Origin of the sequence: Enterovibrio makurazakiensis, from assembly GCF_050336585.1 — a bacterium.
Classification (GTDB): Bacteria; Pseudomonadota; Gammaproteobacteria; order Enterobacterales; family Vibrionaceae; genus Enterovibrio; species Enterovibrio gelatinilyticus.
Genome location: NZ_JAKJSE010000039.1, coordinates 1 through 15,872 on the forward strand (window position 1 = coordinate 1; position 15,872 = coordinate 15,872).

Below are 15,872 nucleotides of genomic sequence, written 5' to 3' on the forward strand. Positions count from 1 at the left end.
GTGCAATCCATCCACCGACTGCATGAACGACGACCGAGCCAGCAAAATCATGGAAAGCCGCGCCAAATGTGGCTTCTAGCCAATCTTGGAAACCGAAGTTACCGTTCCAAATCAGGCCTTCAAAGAATGGGTAAACAAAGGCGACAATCGCTGCGGCTGCTATCAACATCGGCGTAAATTTTGCGCGCTCTGCGACACCACCAGAAATAATGGCGGGAATCGCGGCGGCGAACGTCATCAAGAAGAAGAATTTAACCAGTTCGTAGCCATTGTTGGCTGAAAGTGTTTCTGCACTGCTGAAAAAGGTTGTGTCGTAGGCTACCCAGTAGCCAATAAAAAAATATGCGAGCGCAGAGAAACCGAAGTCGGACATGATTTTAACCAGTGCGTTAACTTGGTTACGATGCCTGACCGTACCGACTTCTAAAAAGGCAAAGCCTGCGTGCATGGCAAGTACCATAATGGCACCCATCAAGATAAAGAGCGTGTTCGCGCTTTCCGTCAGCGTTTGAATCGCGCTACTAATATTTTCCACAATGATTTCCTCTACTTCCTTGAGAACGGTGTTTTCCTAAAGGGTGTTTAAGCACGAATCGTGCCGAGTTGCTCAAGAAGGGGGCAATGAAACACCAAGAAGGTGCGCATGGCCTATAACATCATGATATCAATGGGGGTGAAAAGGCTATTTTTGGGAATGTATTGCACCGTTATTTAACGATGTGGAAACATCAGGTGCATCAAAATTGTGCAAGTTACCGACTTTCACCGCACCAACATGGTGCTCTGCAATGTCCCCCTACATGACAAGGCGTGATGTAATACTGTGTGAGGGCAGAGTGAATCGCGTTACTCTGCCCTCTGTGTTATCAGGGTTACGGTGGCGTTGTTTTACTATTGCCAGCTACTTGCTTAGATTGCATTCCAGTTGCTCAACTCGACACAATCACCCTGATACAGCAGCTGACTGTTAGGATCGCCGTTTTCTGTCACGAGTAGCTCTGAGCTATTTTTTAGAGCCTTCCATTCCTCTGGGCTCATGAATCGAGTGTCATTGATGCTCCGTAACGTCCCCACCTCTCGCAATTTCCCACTCGATTTGTCACGCATCCATACCATGGCGGTCTCTGATGGCAATGTTGTTTCCCTCAGGTTTCGTTGTAGTCGGAGTGTGGACTCTCCGGCTCTAGCGCCTTGATACGCGACTAGAGCAAATTGATTATCTTCGACTTTCGATGACATCATGGCGAAGTAAGCGGCAGGCTGAACGCGGGAAATTGACGTTATTGATGGCGTATCATTTATTGGTGTGTTTTGCTCTGGAGTAATGATAGGTCTTAGCAATAGCCCCAACACTAAAGCAAAGGTAAAACCAACAGGCATGAACCACAAGGGCCATTGGCGTGTAGGTTTGCGAGTGATGAAATTTGACGCATTTCTATGTGTTTGAGGGAACAGAGCCATTGAAATCCGATCCCAGACCTTACTGGGAGGAGTCGAAAACTGCTGCTCTTCAAGGTGTTCATCCATCGACGGTGTTAACCCGCTAAAGTGTTTCTGCCAATGGGCGATATTTTCCCACCATGTTGGGTCTTGTTGAATCAAGTTCTCCAGCCGGCGACGCACTCGGGGAGGCAACGTACCCAGCACATATTGCGCAGCAAGTCTGTCGCGAACTTCGAATGATGCATAGCGCTTTGCTGTTATTCGGTTAGGCATCGCTTCAACTCCTGTAGTCCGCGTCTGATCCATGACTTTACTGTACCCAGCGGCGAATTGATGTGCTCTACGATTTCTTGGTGTGTCATGCCATGTTGATAGGCGAGTACGATGGCATTGCGCTTTTCATACGCCAACGCCTCGAGGCAAACATCGAGGCGTTGGGGGTCTTTTGATTGGCTTGATACATTCATGGCGGTAGATGGCACATCCGAAAGCACATACGGTGACTGGTTATCGCCTTGTCGTCGTCTTCGCTGCCGTAGTTCATCAATAGCGAGGTTTCTCATGCTTTGGCACAGCCAGGCCCAAGGATGTTCGACGGGGTAACGACGATCGTCAAACCAGAGTTTTAGGAAGCCCTCTTGAAGAAGATCTGCTGCTAGTTGTTCATCTTTCACCATGGCAGTTAATAGGTTAAATAGCCGAGGACTGGTTAAGGTATAAAGCGCTTCGAATGCTTCTCTGTCTCTAAGCGCTACGCGTGAGAGTAGCGATGTTAGTTGTTGTTTTTCGACGCTCACTGATTACCCCTGTTGTTGAATGATATGTTGAACGTTTTCTCTACGTCATCACTGGTGTGATCGAGTGTTTTTGTTTGTCTTTAAACCAAAGATAAAGAGGCGTGCCATTGTGCAATCATTGGTGTGTGCCGTCTGTCCATTCGGTGATACCACAGCCAAGACTAAGACTTCGCAAAAGCACATGACGCCCTAGGAGAGAAGGTTTATGACTGCAATATTTGGGTCTGAATTTTGTATCGTGACGTGGTTTAGACCTAGAACAAGAGACGGAGGAGAAAGAAAATTGGATGCAAGAAAGTGAAAAAAAATGGAAAAATGCTCTCTTACAGGCATAAAAAAGCCCAATGTGTCGCGCATTGGGCAGGATATGACGCCATGTGCCTGTTTAGTGCTAGCTGTCGTCTAGCTGTCGTCTAGCTGTTGTTTAATGCGGCGCGAATAAAACCATTGTGATGCTCAAGCCTTGTTTTGGCTTCTTGTGCATCAATCCCCGCCAGTAACATCAGAATGGCGGTTTTGCAGTGGCGATGGCAAGCATTGAGCGCTGCTTCGGCTGCTTGAGGTGACTCGCCGGTTGCTTCAATCACAATGTTCACCTGACGCTGAACCAGTTTGGCGTTGGTGGCTTCCACATCCACCATCAAGTTGCCATACACTTTACCGCTGCGAATCATTGCGCCGCTGGTCAGCATATTCAACACCAGTTTCTGCGCCGTACCTGCTTTCATGCGTGAAGAACCTGTCACCACTTCAGGGCCAACAACTGGGGTGATGGCGATATCCGCTTCATCAACCATTGGGCAGTGCGGATTGCACGCAATGGCGACCACCGTTGCAGCAACTGATTTGGCGTAGCGCATACCGCCTAATACATATGGTGTGCGCCCACTTGCCGCAATGCCAACGACAACGTCGTGGCGTGTTAAGGCTAATTCTTCAAGGTTGCGCTGACCAAGTTCTGCGTTATCTTCGGCATTTTCGACCGCTTTTAATATCGCTGGGTGTCCTCCTGCGATAAGTCCAACGACGATTTCTGGTTTTGTGCCATAGGTTGGCGGGCATTCACTGGCATCTAAAATACCTAAACGGCCTGACGTTCCTGCCCCCATGTAAATTAAGCGACCACCATTGGCAAAGGCATGGGTAATCGCATCGACTGCAAGGGCGATGTTGGGCAGTTGCGTTTCCACTGCGAGAGCGACTTTTTGATCTTCTTGATTGATCACTGTCAGCATGTCTAATGTCGATAAAGTATCGATGTTTGCACTGGCGGCATTGCGACTTTCTGTGACGAGTTGGGTTAAATCAATATTCATTGGGTGCGTCTCTTATGTCGCTAGTGAGCAAGGATTTTTCTATTTTGCTCAGTATTCCTTATCTGTGCCTTTAACCTCAAGTGAAAAGCCGTTTTCTGCGTTGTTATTGCTGTGATTTTCTGACTTTTACTACGATAAAAAACGTTTTAGATAACGAGAAATAACGCGATTGGTCATTTTTCTCAGGAAGCATAGACTTGCGTTTTTTCTGGCGGTGGTGGATCCCCATGTGTTGCAAATTCTTTGATCAGCATACGTGCCGTTCCTGTTCATTGAGAGAAATACCTTACACAGAACAGATTGAACAAAAAGACGAAGCGTTAAAATCCTTGTTTGAACAACGTCTGCCGGAGCAGTGGCTATCGCCCGCGCTAAGCGATGAAGTGGCTTGTCGTAACAAAGCGAAAATGGTGGTGATGGGCGCTGCACATGCGCCGGTATTGGGTATTGAGATGCCCAGCGGAGAACCCGCAAGCCTGACGCATTGTCCTCTATACACAGACGACATGAAGGAATTGTTGGATTACCTGCGTGATTGGATTCGTACCTCGGGTATTTCGCCTTACAACAAAGCAAAGAAGAAAGGAGAGCTGAAGTATATTTTACTGACTCGCGCGGCGATTAGCGGTGAGTTTATGCTGCGATTTGTTACGCGAAGCCAAGAGGCTATTGCGCGATTTGAAACGAATCTACCTCGTTTACAGCAATCGTTTCCAAAGGTTCGCGTTGTGACGGTAAACATTCAGCCAGTTCATATGGCACGTTTGGAAGGTGACGAAGAGATTTTTCTCACACAAAAACAACACCTTATCGAACGATTCAATCATGTGCCTTTGGTGATCCGTCCGAAAAGCTTTTTCCAGACTAACCCTAAAGTTGCTGCTCAACTCTATGCCACTGCGCGTGAGTGGGTAAAAGAGATAGCGCCAGAGCGTATGTGGGATCTTTTCTGTGGTGTAGGCGGCTTCGCCCTGCATTGTGCTGACGTGACGAATTCAGTGACAGGGATTGAAATCGAACCCGAGGCCATCGCTAGCGCTAAACGGTCTGCGGATGAAATGGGGATCACTAACCTCGACTTCGATGCGTTAGATTCTACCCAGTTTTCACAGCGTCAAAACTCAGCACCTGATCTGGTCTTGGTGAATCCGCCGCGGCGTGGCCTCGGCACTGAATTGGCCGAACAGCTTTCGGCGTTGGCGCCCAAACACATTGTTTATTCAAGCTGCAATCCTGACACCTTGCGAACAGACCTTGATGCTCTGCAATGCTATACCGTTAAACGTTTGCAGTGGTTCGATATGTTTCCTCATACCGATCACACTGAGGTGATGGTGCTGCTCGAGCGCTCGGAAATCGCTTAAGTTTCACGTCACTGGGCAAGGGATTGCCCTGCATTCACTGTTGTAAGTACGCGTGACTCAGCAAAAATTGTTCTCTTTTCTCTTTTCTCTTTTCTCTTTTCTCTTTTCTCTTTTTTTCTCGCATTTGTCGCCCATTACGCCTTTCGTTCTCGCTTAGAGAACAATCATTTCAATTTATCGCTGTTTATTCATTTCATGAGGTTGATTATTGTTTGTCCATCAAAGGTTGAGACGAAGGAAGCGAGATATGGGTTTATTAGTGGATGGAAAATGGCGCACCGATTGGTATGACACATCGAAAACCAACGGACGTTTTACTCGCAAAGCCACCAGCTTTCGCAATTGGGTAACGCAAGATGGCTCAGCAGGACCAAGCGGCGAAAGTGGCTTTAAAGCAAAACCTGGTCGCTATCATTTGTATGTTTCCCTCGCGTGCCCTTGGGCACATCGCACCTTGATCTTCCGTGCGTTAAAAGGGCTAGAAAGCATGATTTCAGTGTCTGTCGTGAATGCCTTTATGGGCGATGACGGTTGGACATTCTTGCCGGGTGACGACGTGATTGCAGACAGCGTGAACAACAAAACGCATCTGCACCAAGTGTATACGGCAGCACGCGCTGACTATACCGGACGGGTTACCGTGCCTGTGCTTTGGGATAAGAAAACCCAAACGATTGTGAGCAATGAATCCGCAGAAATCATTCGCATGTTCAACAGCGCGTTTGATGACGTTGGCGCAAAGGGCGGCGATTTTTATCCCGAATCGATGAGAGAGGTAATCGATGAAATTAATGACTTCATTTACCCAAACATCAATAACGGCGTTTATCGCGCAGGGTTTGCGACGACTCAAGAAGCCTATGACGAAGCCGTGGACGACCTTTTCAGTGCCTTGGACAAACTGGAAGAACGCTTGGCAGAAAGCCGATATTTGGTCGGTGACCAAATCACTGAAGCTGACTGGCGTTTGTTCACCACCTTGGTCCGATTCGATGCTGTTTATGTCGGACATTTCAAGTGTAGCCGTCGCCGCATCGTCGAATATCCAAACCTCTCAGGCTACTTGCGCGAGCTTTATCAACAGCCGGGCGTTGCAGAGACGGTGAACATCGACCACATCAAGGCGCACTATTACGGCAGCCATGAAACGGTCAACCCGACACGCATTGTGCCGATTGGCCCAGCATTGGATTTCACGACACCACACGGCCGTGAACAAATAGGAAAATGATTCAAACACGTCAACGCAGAGAAGGCGAGTGACGTGCAGTTAAGGAGTGAAGCAATGGGAAAATTAGTTGAAGGCCGCTGGCTGACCGATGATGCGTTGCGTGAGTTGGAAGCCAAAGAATATGAAAACGCACAAGGGCGATTTGTGCGCGGTACGGCTAAATTCCGCAGTTGGGTGACAGCGACAGGCGAAGCAGGACCAAGCGGCGATGCGGGCTTTAAAGCCGAAGCAGGACGCTACCACTTATTCGCGGCATTGAACTGCCCATGGGCGCACCGAACCTTGATTTATCGCCAAGTGAAAAAGCTGCAAGACGTGGTGGGCGTGTCTCTAGTTGCACCGCTTCGCACTGACCAAGGGTGGGTGTTTGATGCGAGCAATCCGCGCTTTACCGACGAGCTGCTAGGCCTTGAAGCCATGCACCAGCTTTACGTGAAATCGAACCCTGATTTCACCGGGCGCGTCACGGTGCCTGTGCTTTGGGATAAGAAAACCCAAACCATTGTCAGCAATGAATCGTCAGAGATCATTCGCATGTTCAACAGTGCCTTTAACGAGGTGACGGGTGATCAAAAAGATTTTTATCCTGACGCATTTGCGCAAGACATTGATGCGCTGAACGATTGGATTTTTAACACGGTCAATAATGGCGTGTACAAAGCAGGGTTTGCGCGAACGCAAGACGCTTATAGCGAAGCGGTGACTGTGTTGTTTGAATCATTGGAAAAGATCGAAGCCCGCCTTGGCGAGCAGACCTTCTTGCTGGGCGATGCGATCACCGAAGCGGATTGGCGATTATTGCCGACGCTGGTGCGCTTTGATGTGGGGTATTTCACCGCCTTCAAATGCAACCTGAAAGCCTTGCGTGATTACCCAAATATCTCGGCATATTTGAAAACATTGGTGAAACAACCGGGCGTGCGAGACACCATTGATCTGGATGTGTACCGCCGCGGTTACAACTCGAAAAGTCCACTGCGCAACCCGCACGGTATTGTGCCTGTTGCCCCAACGGTCGACTTTTTGTAAGCGCAGTTTTCTATGCGCTAAGAAAAAATACGAACAAAGCAATATTTACCAACGTACGGAGGAGTCATTATGTTATTCACAAAATCAAACACGGCGACAAGACTATTCAACGCAGCGCCTGACATGTCTGCGTTGGTAAACGATGAAATGCTGAAAGACAGTGCATTCCACCCCAATTTAGGTGGCGTGACGAAAGGCGGCATGGCGAACCATTACCCGATGACTATCATGTCATTGCAGGGCTTGGGCGCGAGCGATGAAGCTATACGTAACTTCCGCTCAACCTGGCCTCGCTATCGTTCGAAAATCAGTGATGATTTACGCTTAATGGACAAAGGCGTGATCACCCAAGAAAACTGGCCTGACTATTTAGGGCAAGCCAATATGCTGGCAGATTTTCAGCGTGTGTTCTTTGAAGGCTTGAATGCCACCGACGATCAAAATGCGTACTTGATGGCAGTACTTGAAAGGCTGCAATACGCACTGCCAATGGGTTTGTTTCACCCATTGATCCGATTAAGCTTTGCCATGATGCACGGCGATAAAGGCTTGATTGCGGATGCACTCGCTTACTGGGCGATCCGTTACGAAGATTTGTATAAACGTATGCTGCCACCTCGCACGGATTTGACAACGGTGTCAGCCAGTGCTGCGGAGAATTGGGCACTGCTGCATGCGGCGAAACCCCAAATCAGTTTCTGGGGTGGAAGCCTGAGTGTGTGTGAACGCCTGTGTTCTGAACCTGTGCTTCACGACATCGCCGTTGCTGAGAATTTCTTTATTACTGAAGAAAATCTTGAGCTGAAAATTCAAGAAATCGGTGATCGTGCTATTAGCTTGTACCTGTTCGAGCCAGCACTCACGACCTTGCATTGTGTGACCGCATATCAAGCACTGGCGGATATCACTCAGCAAATGCTGCAAAGCGGTAACAGTGTTCGCCCAGTGTTGGCGGAGCTTTGGCAACGTTATTGGATATGGTTGACTGGCTTGTACCTTGAAAAAGGTTTCCCTGAAACCTTGCCGACGATAGCCTCAGAAGCGCAAGCGTATGTGGATGCGACGGAATGGCAAGACATTGCAAGCGGCATCACGTCAGTGCCAGAAGTGCATGCTATTAAAATGGTGTTTAGCTGCAAGTGGCTTTTTGAGAACATTGAAGCGAACCCGCTCTACAAAGCGGCGGCCATCAATGTGCTGGCAGAGCACACAAGGGTAAAACCTGTTGCACTCAACTAATGCTGTAGAGTGTGATAACGGAAAAATAACAGAGCGGGCATTGCCCGCTTTTGTTTTATTCAGCAGCTAATTTCCTCGAGCCCCAATTTACTCAGAACGTAATTTACTCAAAACCTAAGACTCAATGCGCAAGGTGAGAATTTAGAGCTCTGCACCAATCCAGCGATAAAAGCGAGCTGCCTGCCTTGTTATGTGCGCCAAATTGATCTTCGTATGGTAGTTTGTGCTCAAAGCTATTGAACGGATTCAACCTCTTGATAAAGAAACTGTTACTTTCTTTTTTTGCCATTCTTATTGTCTGTGTCGTCATCGCGTTTACCTATCAGCCAAGTTATGGCGAAGGACATTCTCCTAAGGCCGAGCAATATCATTCTGGCTATCAAGCCAATACTGTACTTTCGAATTATTTCTCGAAGCCTGATGGTGTGCCTGATGCGTTTTCAGGTTTCTTCCCCTTAGAAACGGGCCATGATGCATTGTTGACTCGTTTAGCCATGATTGAATCGGCTGAGCATAGCCTTGATCTGCAGTACTACATCTTCAGTAACGATGAAACGAGCCAACTGATTGTCTGGCGCTTGTACGAAGCGGCAGAGCGAGGTGTAAAAGTCAGGTTACTGATCGATGATATGCAAAGCCGTAAAGACAGCGATCTTGCGTATCTTGATGGTCACCCAAACATTCATGTTCGCTTGTTTAACCCTCATCAATTTCGTGCCCTCAGAATGCTGTCTTGGATTACCGATTCAAAGCGCTTGAACCGACGCATGCACAACAAATCGATGACGGCAGATGGCGTTGTCTCAGTGGTGGGTGGACGCAATATTGGCAATGAATATTTCTCGTTTCGCTCGAACGTGGAATTTGGAGATTTCGATGTGCTGCTCAATGGCCCTGTGGTTGACGACACCGCAGAGCAGTTCGACCTGTACTGGAATAGCGAACACGCTGTGCCGATGTCCTGGATACAAAAGAGCAAGCGAGTACCTAAAGCGGAAGATGTTGCTCGCTGGCGACAAGATTCGCGCATCGAACACAAGTTCACCAGTGATGAATATAACTTCGCGACCTTGCCGCTATACAAAAAAATCAAAGATAACCAGATTGCCTTGAACTGGGGGCCAGCCCGTTTGTTGTTTGATTCACCCGCTAAAGTTGACGATGGCGACAGTCTTTTGATCACTGGGCTTACCGAGGTACTTGAAGGGGTCGAAACCTCGATAATACTCATCTCTCCGTATTTTGTACCCACAGAAGCAGGCACGCGAGCCTTGATTCAAGCGTCACTGAGCGGTAAGCGCATCGTGGTGCTGACCAATTCCTTGGCGTCCAACGATGTCTTTGCGGTGCACGGTTGGTATGCGAAATATCGCCAAGCGTTAGTGGAAGGGGGCATTGAGCTTTGGGAAATGAAAGCGCACAGTTATTTACGTCATCATTGGAGTGTCACAGGAAGCAGTCGCTCAAGCCTTCATGCCAAAGTGATGATGCTTGATTCAGAAAAACTCTTTGTGGGCTCGATGAATTTAGACCCACGCTCTGCCCGTTTGAATACGGAAATGGCAGTGATGTTTGAGACGCCGAACTATGTGTATGGCGCCGAGCGTACCTTCTTTGAAGAACTGAGCAAAAACGCGTATCAGGTGAAAATGGAAAATGGGAAGATGCATTGGATTGACCACCATTATCGTCGTTCCTTTGAGACCGAGCCTGATACTGGATTTTTGTTGCGCACGGGGGCATGGCTGAGTGGTTTGTTACCCATTGAAAGCTGGCTGTGAAGAGTAGCAATAAGCCTTGATAGAAATAAAAAAGTTCGCCAACACTGGGCGAACTTTTTTTATGCAGCAGGAGTTGCTTGCCTGTGTTGGGGGCGGGAAATGTCACATTTCATCGCATCACTATCTGTATGGCATAAGCAGGGCAGGCGACGCGGCATTGGGCACAACCGGAACATTTTTCAGAGTTGATAGCGATACTGCGATTTACAGTGTCAATCGCTTGATGAGGGCATGCCTCTGAACAGGATTGGCAAGGCGCACTCATTTGACGAATACACATGCCTGATAGCGTTGCCACTGCGCCTGTTGATGGCAATGTATCAGGTGATGCATTGGCCAATGCCAGGGTGGGACACGCGCGTTGGCATTCTCTGCATTCAGTGCACGCGCCTCCATCTAAAGTAAGTACTGGCTTACCTTCAATCATGCTGATAATACGCGGTGGGCAAGCATTGGCACACTTTCCACACCCGTCACACAAACGATTCAACAGACTTTCATCAACCGCTGTCGGTGGCCTTGGCACGGTGCGCTTTGCGGCAAGGCCTGCTTGTGTTTTTACGGGCTTACTGACGCCAGACCACAAGCCACGAAACAGCCCACGACGGCTGCATGTTTGCATGTTGAGTTGTGCAGTGTAGTAACGCTCGTCTCTGTCAGACATGATGAATTGCAGCCTATATTAGCGGTAAACCGTCACGATTTTGTATTGTGCATCGACCTGTGAGGCCAGTTGCTCCAACGTACCTTCAGCCAATAAGCTCAGGCCTTGGTAAAACTCGGTGGTTGCGCCTTCTCGCATTACTGCGAAGAAACGCGGTGCCCACGTCAGTACATGGTCTGTGAGGAAGGTTTGCAGTGATACCAAGCTCTCGTTATGTGCCATTTCGATGACTTGCGTGGTCAGCGCGGTTTCCACCAAGTAGGCGATAAATGAAAACACCAAGCCGATGTGATCTTCAGGTTCGCGTTCGCCGGTGTCGATGGCAATGCCGTGGTCTGCATAAAAGGCGCGGATCGCCAGGGTGGTTTTGCCACAAGTGGTTTGCTCTTCTGCAAGATACACAGAACCCCAAGGCGCAGCCGCAAGGGTGTTAGGCCCGACAAACAGTTGCGCGTAATCACGGGAAATGGCCTGCAAGTCAGGGCGTGCTTTTAACAGGGCTAAGCCGTGTTCCACTTTGTCGTTTCTGACTTCAACAGGCCATTCTTCGAACAGTGCTTCGTCGTACAAGGCATTGATAAACGCGGTATCTGGCGCTTGGTGCAGAGCACGGTAAAAAAAGTGGCTAGCGATGGTAAGGCTTGCAAGCGTTTGGTAACGAAAGTCATTCATGGCAATGGGCTTATTCGACTGAAATTAGTAAGGTAAAAACAACGTGTGTTGGCAACAAAAACAAAAAGACGGTGGAAAAAAGAAAAAAGGTAACGCGATAAAACAAAGAACGAGCAAGAAAAAACTAAAAAAGAAGGGGCTGGCTATCCAGCCCCTTGAGAACAATTCGGCGATGATTTACATGCCAGAACTTGCGCTGATGAAGGCGTCGTAGAAGAACGCACGACCAGACAATTCTGCCATTACCACCATAAAGAACGCGGCAATGGTGATGCCTGCGTTTTTGTTGTTGCCACGCAATGCTTGAGAGGCAAACAGCACCACACCTGATGCCATCAAACCGATGCGCGCCATAGTGAAGGCTTCTGCGTTCGCAATCGCGAAGGGGTTGGTGTAAGCGTCTAGTTGGCCTAGCCACACCGCATAACCGCCAAAGCCAATCAAAGAGATTGCCATGGTGATCAGTGCAGCCATACCCAGCGTGCGATCCGCACAGGCTTGGGCTTTACCAAGCTGAGGGGCAAGCACACGCAATGTCATCGCGGCTGCAACAGGGCCAACAACGCCCGCCGTCATCAGGAATTGGAAGGTTGTCCAATGTGAGTTCCAGCTCACCACGGTTGGCAAACGGTACACGTTAACGATCGCAAGGATGAAGACCACACCCAGTGCCATGGCGGCAGGTAGCGTTAGCTTTTGTAGTGTTGGTTGAATGTTCAACACGCGCAGCGCGGTGTAGGTAAAGGCTGCGCCACCAAACAGTGAAAGCGCAACGATTTCCAAGCTCAGCGCTGACAGGTGCGCCAGACCAAACATGACGTTGAACATGCGGAATGGCTGACCCAAGTGCGTCACCGATGCCATTGCACCTAGACCGAGCAATGTCAGCGATGCCATGAATGCGATGTTCATGCCTTTGCGTTCAGGTTTGAAGAACAGCTCAACCAACCCTAGCGCGATAAACATACCGACGGCGGATTGCGCCAGAACGGTAAAGAAAACCAGCGATAATTCACTCATAGCGATACCTCTGTCGGGTTTTGGATGCTGCCGGTGGTGTCACCCGTTGGACGAGAGTTACGGCATGTGGTCACGATCAAGTTAGGTGAAGTCAGACGTGGGTCTGGCAACGGCGCAACATCGTTCTTGGTGCCGTACATTTCGCGCAGCTCGTCCATTGGACCAAAATCCAACGCACGCAATGGGCAAGATTCAACACACACAGGCTTGCGGCCTTCAGCAACGCGCTCGTAACAGCCATCACATTTGGTCATGTGTTTCTTTTCAGGGTGGTATTGCGGTGCGCCGTAAGGGCACGCCATGCCACAGTACTGACAGCTCACACACACGTCTTTATCGACAACCACAAGGCCATCTTCAGTACGTTTGTGCATCGCGCCCGTTGGACAGGCTTTCACACACGCTGGGTTTGAACAGTGGTTACATGAAATCGACATGTAGTAGGCGTAAACGTTTTGGCTTACTGTGCCATCATCGTTTTGCACCCAGTCACCGCCGGCGTATTCGTAAACACGACGCCAGTTAACGCCCACAGGTAGATCGCTGCGGTCTTTACATGAAACCTGACAGGTTTTACAGCCAGTACACTTACTGGTATCGACGTGGAATCCGTATTGAGTCATCTATTTATCTCCCCTTAAACCTTGGCCACTTGAACCAAAATGGTGTGCTGAGGATTCCCCTTCGACAGTGGTGTGTTCTTCTGTGAGGTCAATGTGTTGATACAACCGCCCAGATCGACACCGTCTTTATCTGGGTTGTACCAAGCGCCTTGGCCCAGTGCAGTTACGCCCGGCATGATGCGTGGGGTGACTTTGATAGCAACGCGAATTTCGCCACGATCGTTGAATACACGAACATAGTCGCCACTTTCAAGACCACGTGCTTTCGCATCAATGGGGTTCATCCAAATACCGTCGAACACCACTTCACGCAGCCACGGAATGTTGTGGTAGGTAGAGTGCGTGCGGCCTTTGGTGTGGTAACCAAAGAATTGCAGCGGGAACTGCTCGGTCTTTGGATCCAAGTGGCTTTCCCATGTAGTCACGTACTGAGGAATAGGCGTGATGATTTCATCGTCAGCCAAGGTCCACTCTTTCGCGATGGTTTCCAGCTTGGTGGAGTAGATTTCAATCTTGCCAGACGGCGTGCCCAGGGCGTGCTTTTCTGGATCGTTACGGAAATCTTCCAGTGCGATACGACCTTCTTTTGGCGCTGCCAAGGTGTAAGGACCGTTTTTACGCAGGTCTTCCAGTGTAGGCAGATTCGCATCTTTTGCACGCGCACCTTCGTAAAGGTATTCCAACCAACCGTCACGGGTGCGGCCTTCGGTGAACGCGTCTTTCACGCCTAGGCGCTCTGACAGACCCACACACATGTCGTAGGCACAACGCGTTTCGTACAGTGGCTCGATAGCGCGCACCAGTGGGAATACGCCGCCCAGTGAACCCGAAGAGTAACCGTCCGAGCTCACTTCGTTGTTTTCGATGGTGGTCACGTCTGGTAGAAGCAGGTCAGCGAAACGCGCAGACGAGGTCATGTGGTTATCGCACACCACAATGAATTCTGCTTGGCTTTCATCTTCGATCAGTTTGCGGTGTTTGTTGATGTCCGCATGCTGGTTCATGATCATGTTGCCTGAGTAGCTCAGTAGGAACTTGATCGGGGTACGAAGGCGTTCCGCACCTTGAATGCCGTCGGTTTTGTCGGTCATTTCGTGGTGACGGTAAATCGCATCGCTCCATTTAAAGAACGGCACTTTTACTTGAATCGGGTTAACGCCGGTTGGAATACGCGGTGCTGGGTAACTCCAGTTCGCAGGCATATCACCGGTGTTTGTGCCAGGGCGGCCGATGTTACCCGTTAGGATTGGCAGCATCACGATCGCACGAGACGTTTGCTCGCCGTTCGCCTGACGCTGAATACCCGTACCTTGGGTAATGAAACACGCTTTTGCCGTGCCGATTTCACGCGCCAGTTGCACGATTTGATCAACAGGAATGCCGGTGATTTTCGATGCCCACGCAGGAGTCTTCTCGATGCCGTCTGGGCCTTGACCTAAGATGTGCGCTTTGTAGTGACCGTTTTGCGGTGCGCTGGCTGGCAGGGTAGACGCGTCGTAGCCTTGGCAGTACCTGTTCAAGAAATCTTGGTCAACCAAGTTCTCGGTGATCAAGGTGTGTGCGATACCTTCAACCAGTGCCGCGTCAGTACCTGGGCGGATTGGCAGCCAGAGATCTTCTTTACCCAACATGGTGTCGGTGTAACGCGGATCGATAATGATGGTACGCACGTTATTCTTACGCTGTGCGTTGATGTGCTCGTGGATCTCACCACCACCACTCATGCGGGTTTCCGCAGGGTTATAACCGAACATCACCAGCAGATCAGCGTTTTCGATTTCCGTGGTATAGCTACCGTAAGCAGACGGTTTGATGGAGCCGTAAGTGAACGGCAGAGCAAACTGAATTTGGCCCCAGCTGTAGTTACCGTAGTAATCAAGGAAACCACCCACAAGGTTGAACAGACGCTTGAAGCAGTCTTTACCGTCAGTGCGGTAACCTTGTGTGCCTGAACCATAGGTAATGAAGATCGAATCATTACCGTATTCTTTGATGGTGTATTGGAGTTTTTCCGCCATCAGATCCAGCGCTTCGTCCCAGCTAATGCGTTCAAACTGGCCTTCGCCACGTTTGCCGATACGCTTCATTGGGTATTTCAGGCGGTCTGGGTTGTAAACACGGTGTTTGATAGAGCGGCCACGCAGACACGCACGCACTTGGTGATTACCAAAGCCTTGGTCATCGCCACGGTTGTCTGATTCAATTTGGGTGATCACGCCATTTTTGGTGTGCACTTGCAGCGCACAACGGCTACCACAGTTCACCATACAAGCAGACCATACCGTTTTGGTTTCAATGGCATTTGTTGCGGTGGTTTTGGCAACCGCTTTCAGTGGTAAACCAGCAGCCAGTGCCGAACCACCGCCAATGGCAGCCCCCCACTTCATGAAGCTTCGACGCTTCATCGGCGCTAATACCGCCTTATCGATCCAGTTTTTCATTGTCAGTCTCACACCGCTTTCGCGGATATGTGTGCTAATTGACTTAGCTATTTTTATTAGCTTCAAACTCATTAACAAACATTCACCAAATGAATGTTTGTTAGGGTCTAAAACGTAGAATCTTTGATGAAATATTGCGGGGGAACTATAAGTACTCACTAAATGTGAGGGAATGTTTATTCGGGGGAAATTGGTGCTACAACCAGCATGAATGAAGGTTTATTGATTCTAATCAAGATTATTGAGGAGTGA

14 protein-coding genes are annotated in these 15,872 nt (G+C 49.3%); 5 read left to right on the forward strand and 9 right to left on the reverse strand.

Annotated features, from left to right (window positions below; genetic code table 11):
* The 4 genes from L4D06_RS23575 to murQ form a co-directional block, all read right to left on the reverse strand.
* Positions 1–535, reverse strand: a 535-nt coding sequence (locus tag L4D06_RS23575; protein ID WP_429741811.1) for an ammonium transporter, incomplete at its 3' end; no start/stop codon positions are given.
* A 374-nt stretch (positions 536–909) separates the two neighbouring features.
* The gene (locus L4D06_RS23580) at positions 910–1,716 is read right to left on the reverse strand and encodes a hypothetical protein (RefSeq protein ID WP_274165848.1); all 807 of its coding nucleotides are present in this window, start codon (positions 1,714–1,716) and stop codon (positions 910–912) included.
* Positions 1,701–2,240, reverse strand: a complete 540-nt coding sequence (locus L4D06_RS23585) for an RNA polymerase sigma factor (protein WP_429741813.1) — start codon at positions 2,238–2,240, stop codon at positions 1,701–1,703. The genes L4D06_RS23580 and L4D06_RS23585 overlap by 16 nt, the downstream gene beginning before the upstream one ends.
* A gap of 413 nt (positions 2,241–2,653) precedes the next feature.
* Positions 2,654–3,556 carry an N-acetylmuramic acid 6-phosphate etherase gene (murQ, locus tag L4D06_RS23590; RefSeq protein WP_274165846.1) on the reverse strand — a complete coding sequence of 301 codons (903 nt, stop codon included), beginning with the start codon at positions 3,554–3,556 and terminating at the stop codon, positions 2,654–2,656.
* Between the two features lie 227 nt (positions 3,557–3,783).
* Between murQ and rlmC the strand changes: the two genes are divergently transcribed.
* From rlmC to L4D06_RS23615, 5 genes are all read left to right on the forward strand, one after another.
* Positions 3,784–4,920, forward strand: coding sequence for a 23S rRNA (uracil(747)-C(5))-methyltransferase RlmC (rlmC, locus tag L4D06_RS23595; protein ID WP_429741816.1), 1,137 nt, complete (start codon positions 3,784–3,786; stop codon positions 4,918–4,920).
* Positions 4,921–5,167: 247 nt separating this feature from the next.
* Entirely contained in the window at positions 5,168–6,151 is a 984-nt protein-coding gene (locus tag L4D06_RS23600; RefSeq protein ID WP_429741818.1) for a glutathione S-transferase family protein, read from the forward strand.
* Between the two features lie 54 nt (positions 6,152–6,205).
* Positions 6,206–7,180: a glutathione S-transferase family protein gene (locus L4D06_RS23605; protein WP_429741819.1), complete on the forward strand. Its 975-nt coding sequence runs from the start codon at positions 6,206–6,208 to the stop codon at positions 7,178–7,180.
* 69 nt (positions 7,181–7,249) lie between these two features.
* A complete protein-coding gene (locus tag L4D06_RS23610; RefSeq protein ID WP_429741820.1) occupies positions 7,250–8,419 on the forward strand; it encodes a questin oxidase family protein in 1,170 nt (389 codons plus the stop codon).
* A gap of 254 nt (positions 8,420–8,673) precedes the next feature.
* Positions 8,674–10,200 (forward strand): phospholipase D family protein, encoded by a 1,527-nt coding sequence (locus L4D06_RS23615; protein WP_429741822.1) that lies wholly within the window; start codon positions 8,674–8,676, stop codon positions 10,198–10,200.
* Between the two features lie 109 nt (positions 10,201–10,309).
* Here L4D06_RS23615 and L4D06_RS23620 read toward each other — a convergent pair whose 3' ends face one another.
* The 5 genes from L4D06_RS23620 to L4D06_RS23640 all read right to left on the reverse strand — a co-directional run bounded on the left by L4D06_RS23620 (position 10,310) and on the right by L4D06_RS23640 (position 15,620).
* The gene (locus L4D06_RS23620; protein ID WP_429741824.1) at positions 10,310–10,864 is read right to left on the reverse strand and encodes a 4Fe-4S binding protein; all 555 of its coding nucleotides are present in this window, start codon (positions 10,862–10,864) and stop codon (positions 10,310–10,312) included.
* Between the two features lie 18 nt (positions 10,865–10,882).
* Positions 10,883–11,536, reverse strand: a complete 654-nt coding sequence (locus L4D06_RS23625) for a TorD/DmsD family molecular chaperone (RefSeq protein ID WP_429741826.1) — start codon at positions 11,534–11,536, stop codon at positions 10,883–10,885.
* Between the two features lie 177 nt (positions 11,537–11,713).
* The gene (locus L4D06_RS23630) at positions 11,714–12,556 is read right to left on the reverse strand and encodes a dimethyl sulfoxide reductase anchor subunit family protein (protein ID WP_429741828.1); all 843 of its coding nucleotides are present in this window, start codon (positions 12,554–12,556) and stop codon (positions 11,714–11,716) included.
* Positions 12,553–13,179: a DMSO/selenate family reductase complex B subunit gene (locus L4D06_RS23635; protein ID WP_429741830.1), complete on the reverse strand. Its 627-nt coding sequence runs from the start codon at positions 13,177–13,179 to the stop codon at positions 12,553–12,555. The genes L4D06_RS23630 and L4D06_RS23635 overlap by 4 nt, the downstream gene beginning before the upstream one ends.
* A 14-nt stretch (positions 13,180–13,193) precedes the next feature.
* Complete coding sequence (locus tag L4D06_RS23640) at positions 13,194–15,620, reverse strand: DMSO/selenate family reductase complex A subunit (protein WP_429741832.1); 2,427 nt, start codon at positions 15,618–15,620, stop codon at positions 13,194–13,196.
* Positions 15,621–15,872 lie beyond the last annotated feature (252 nt).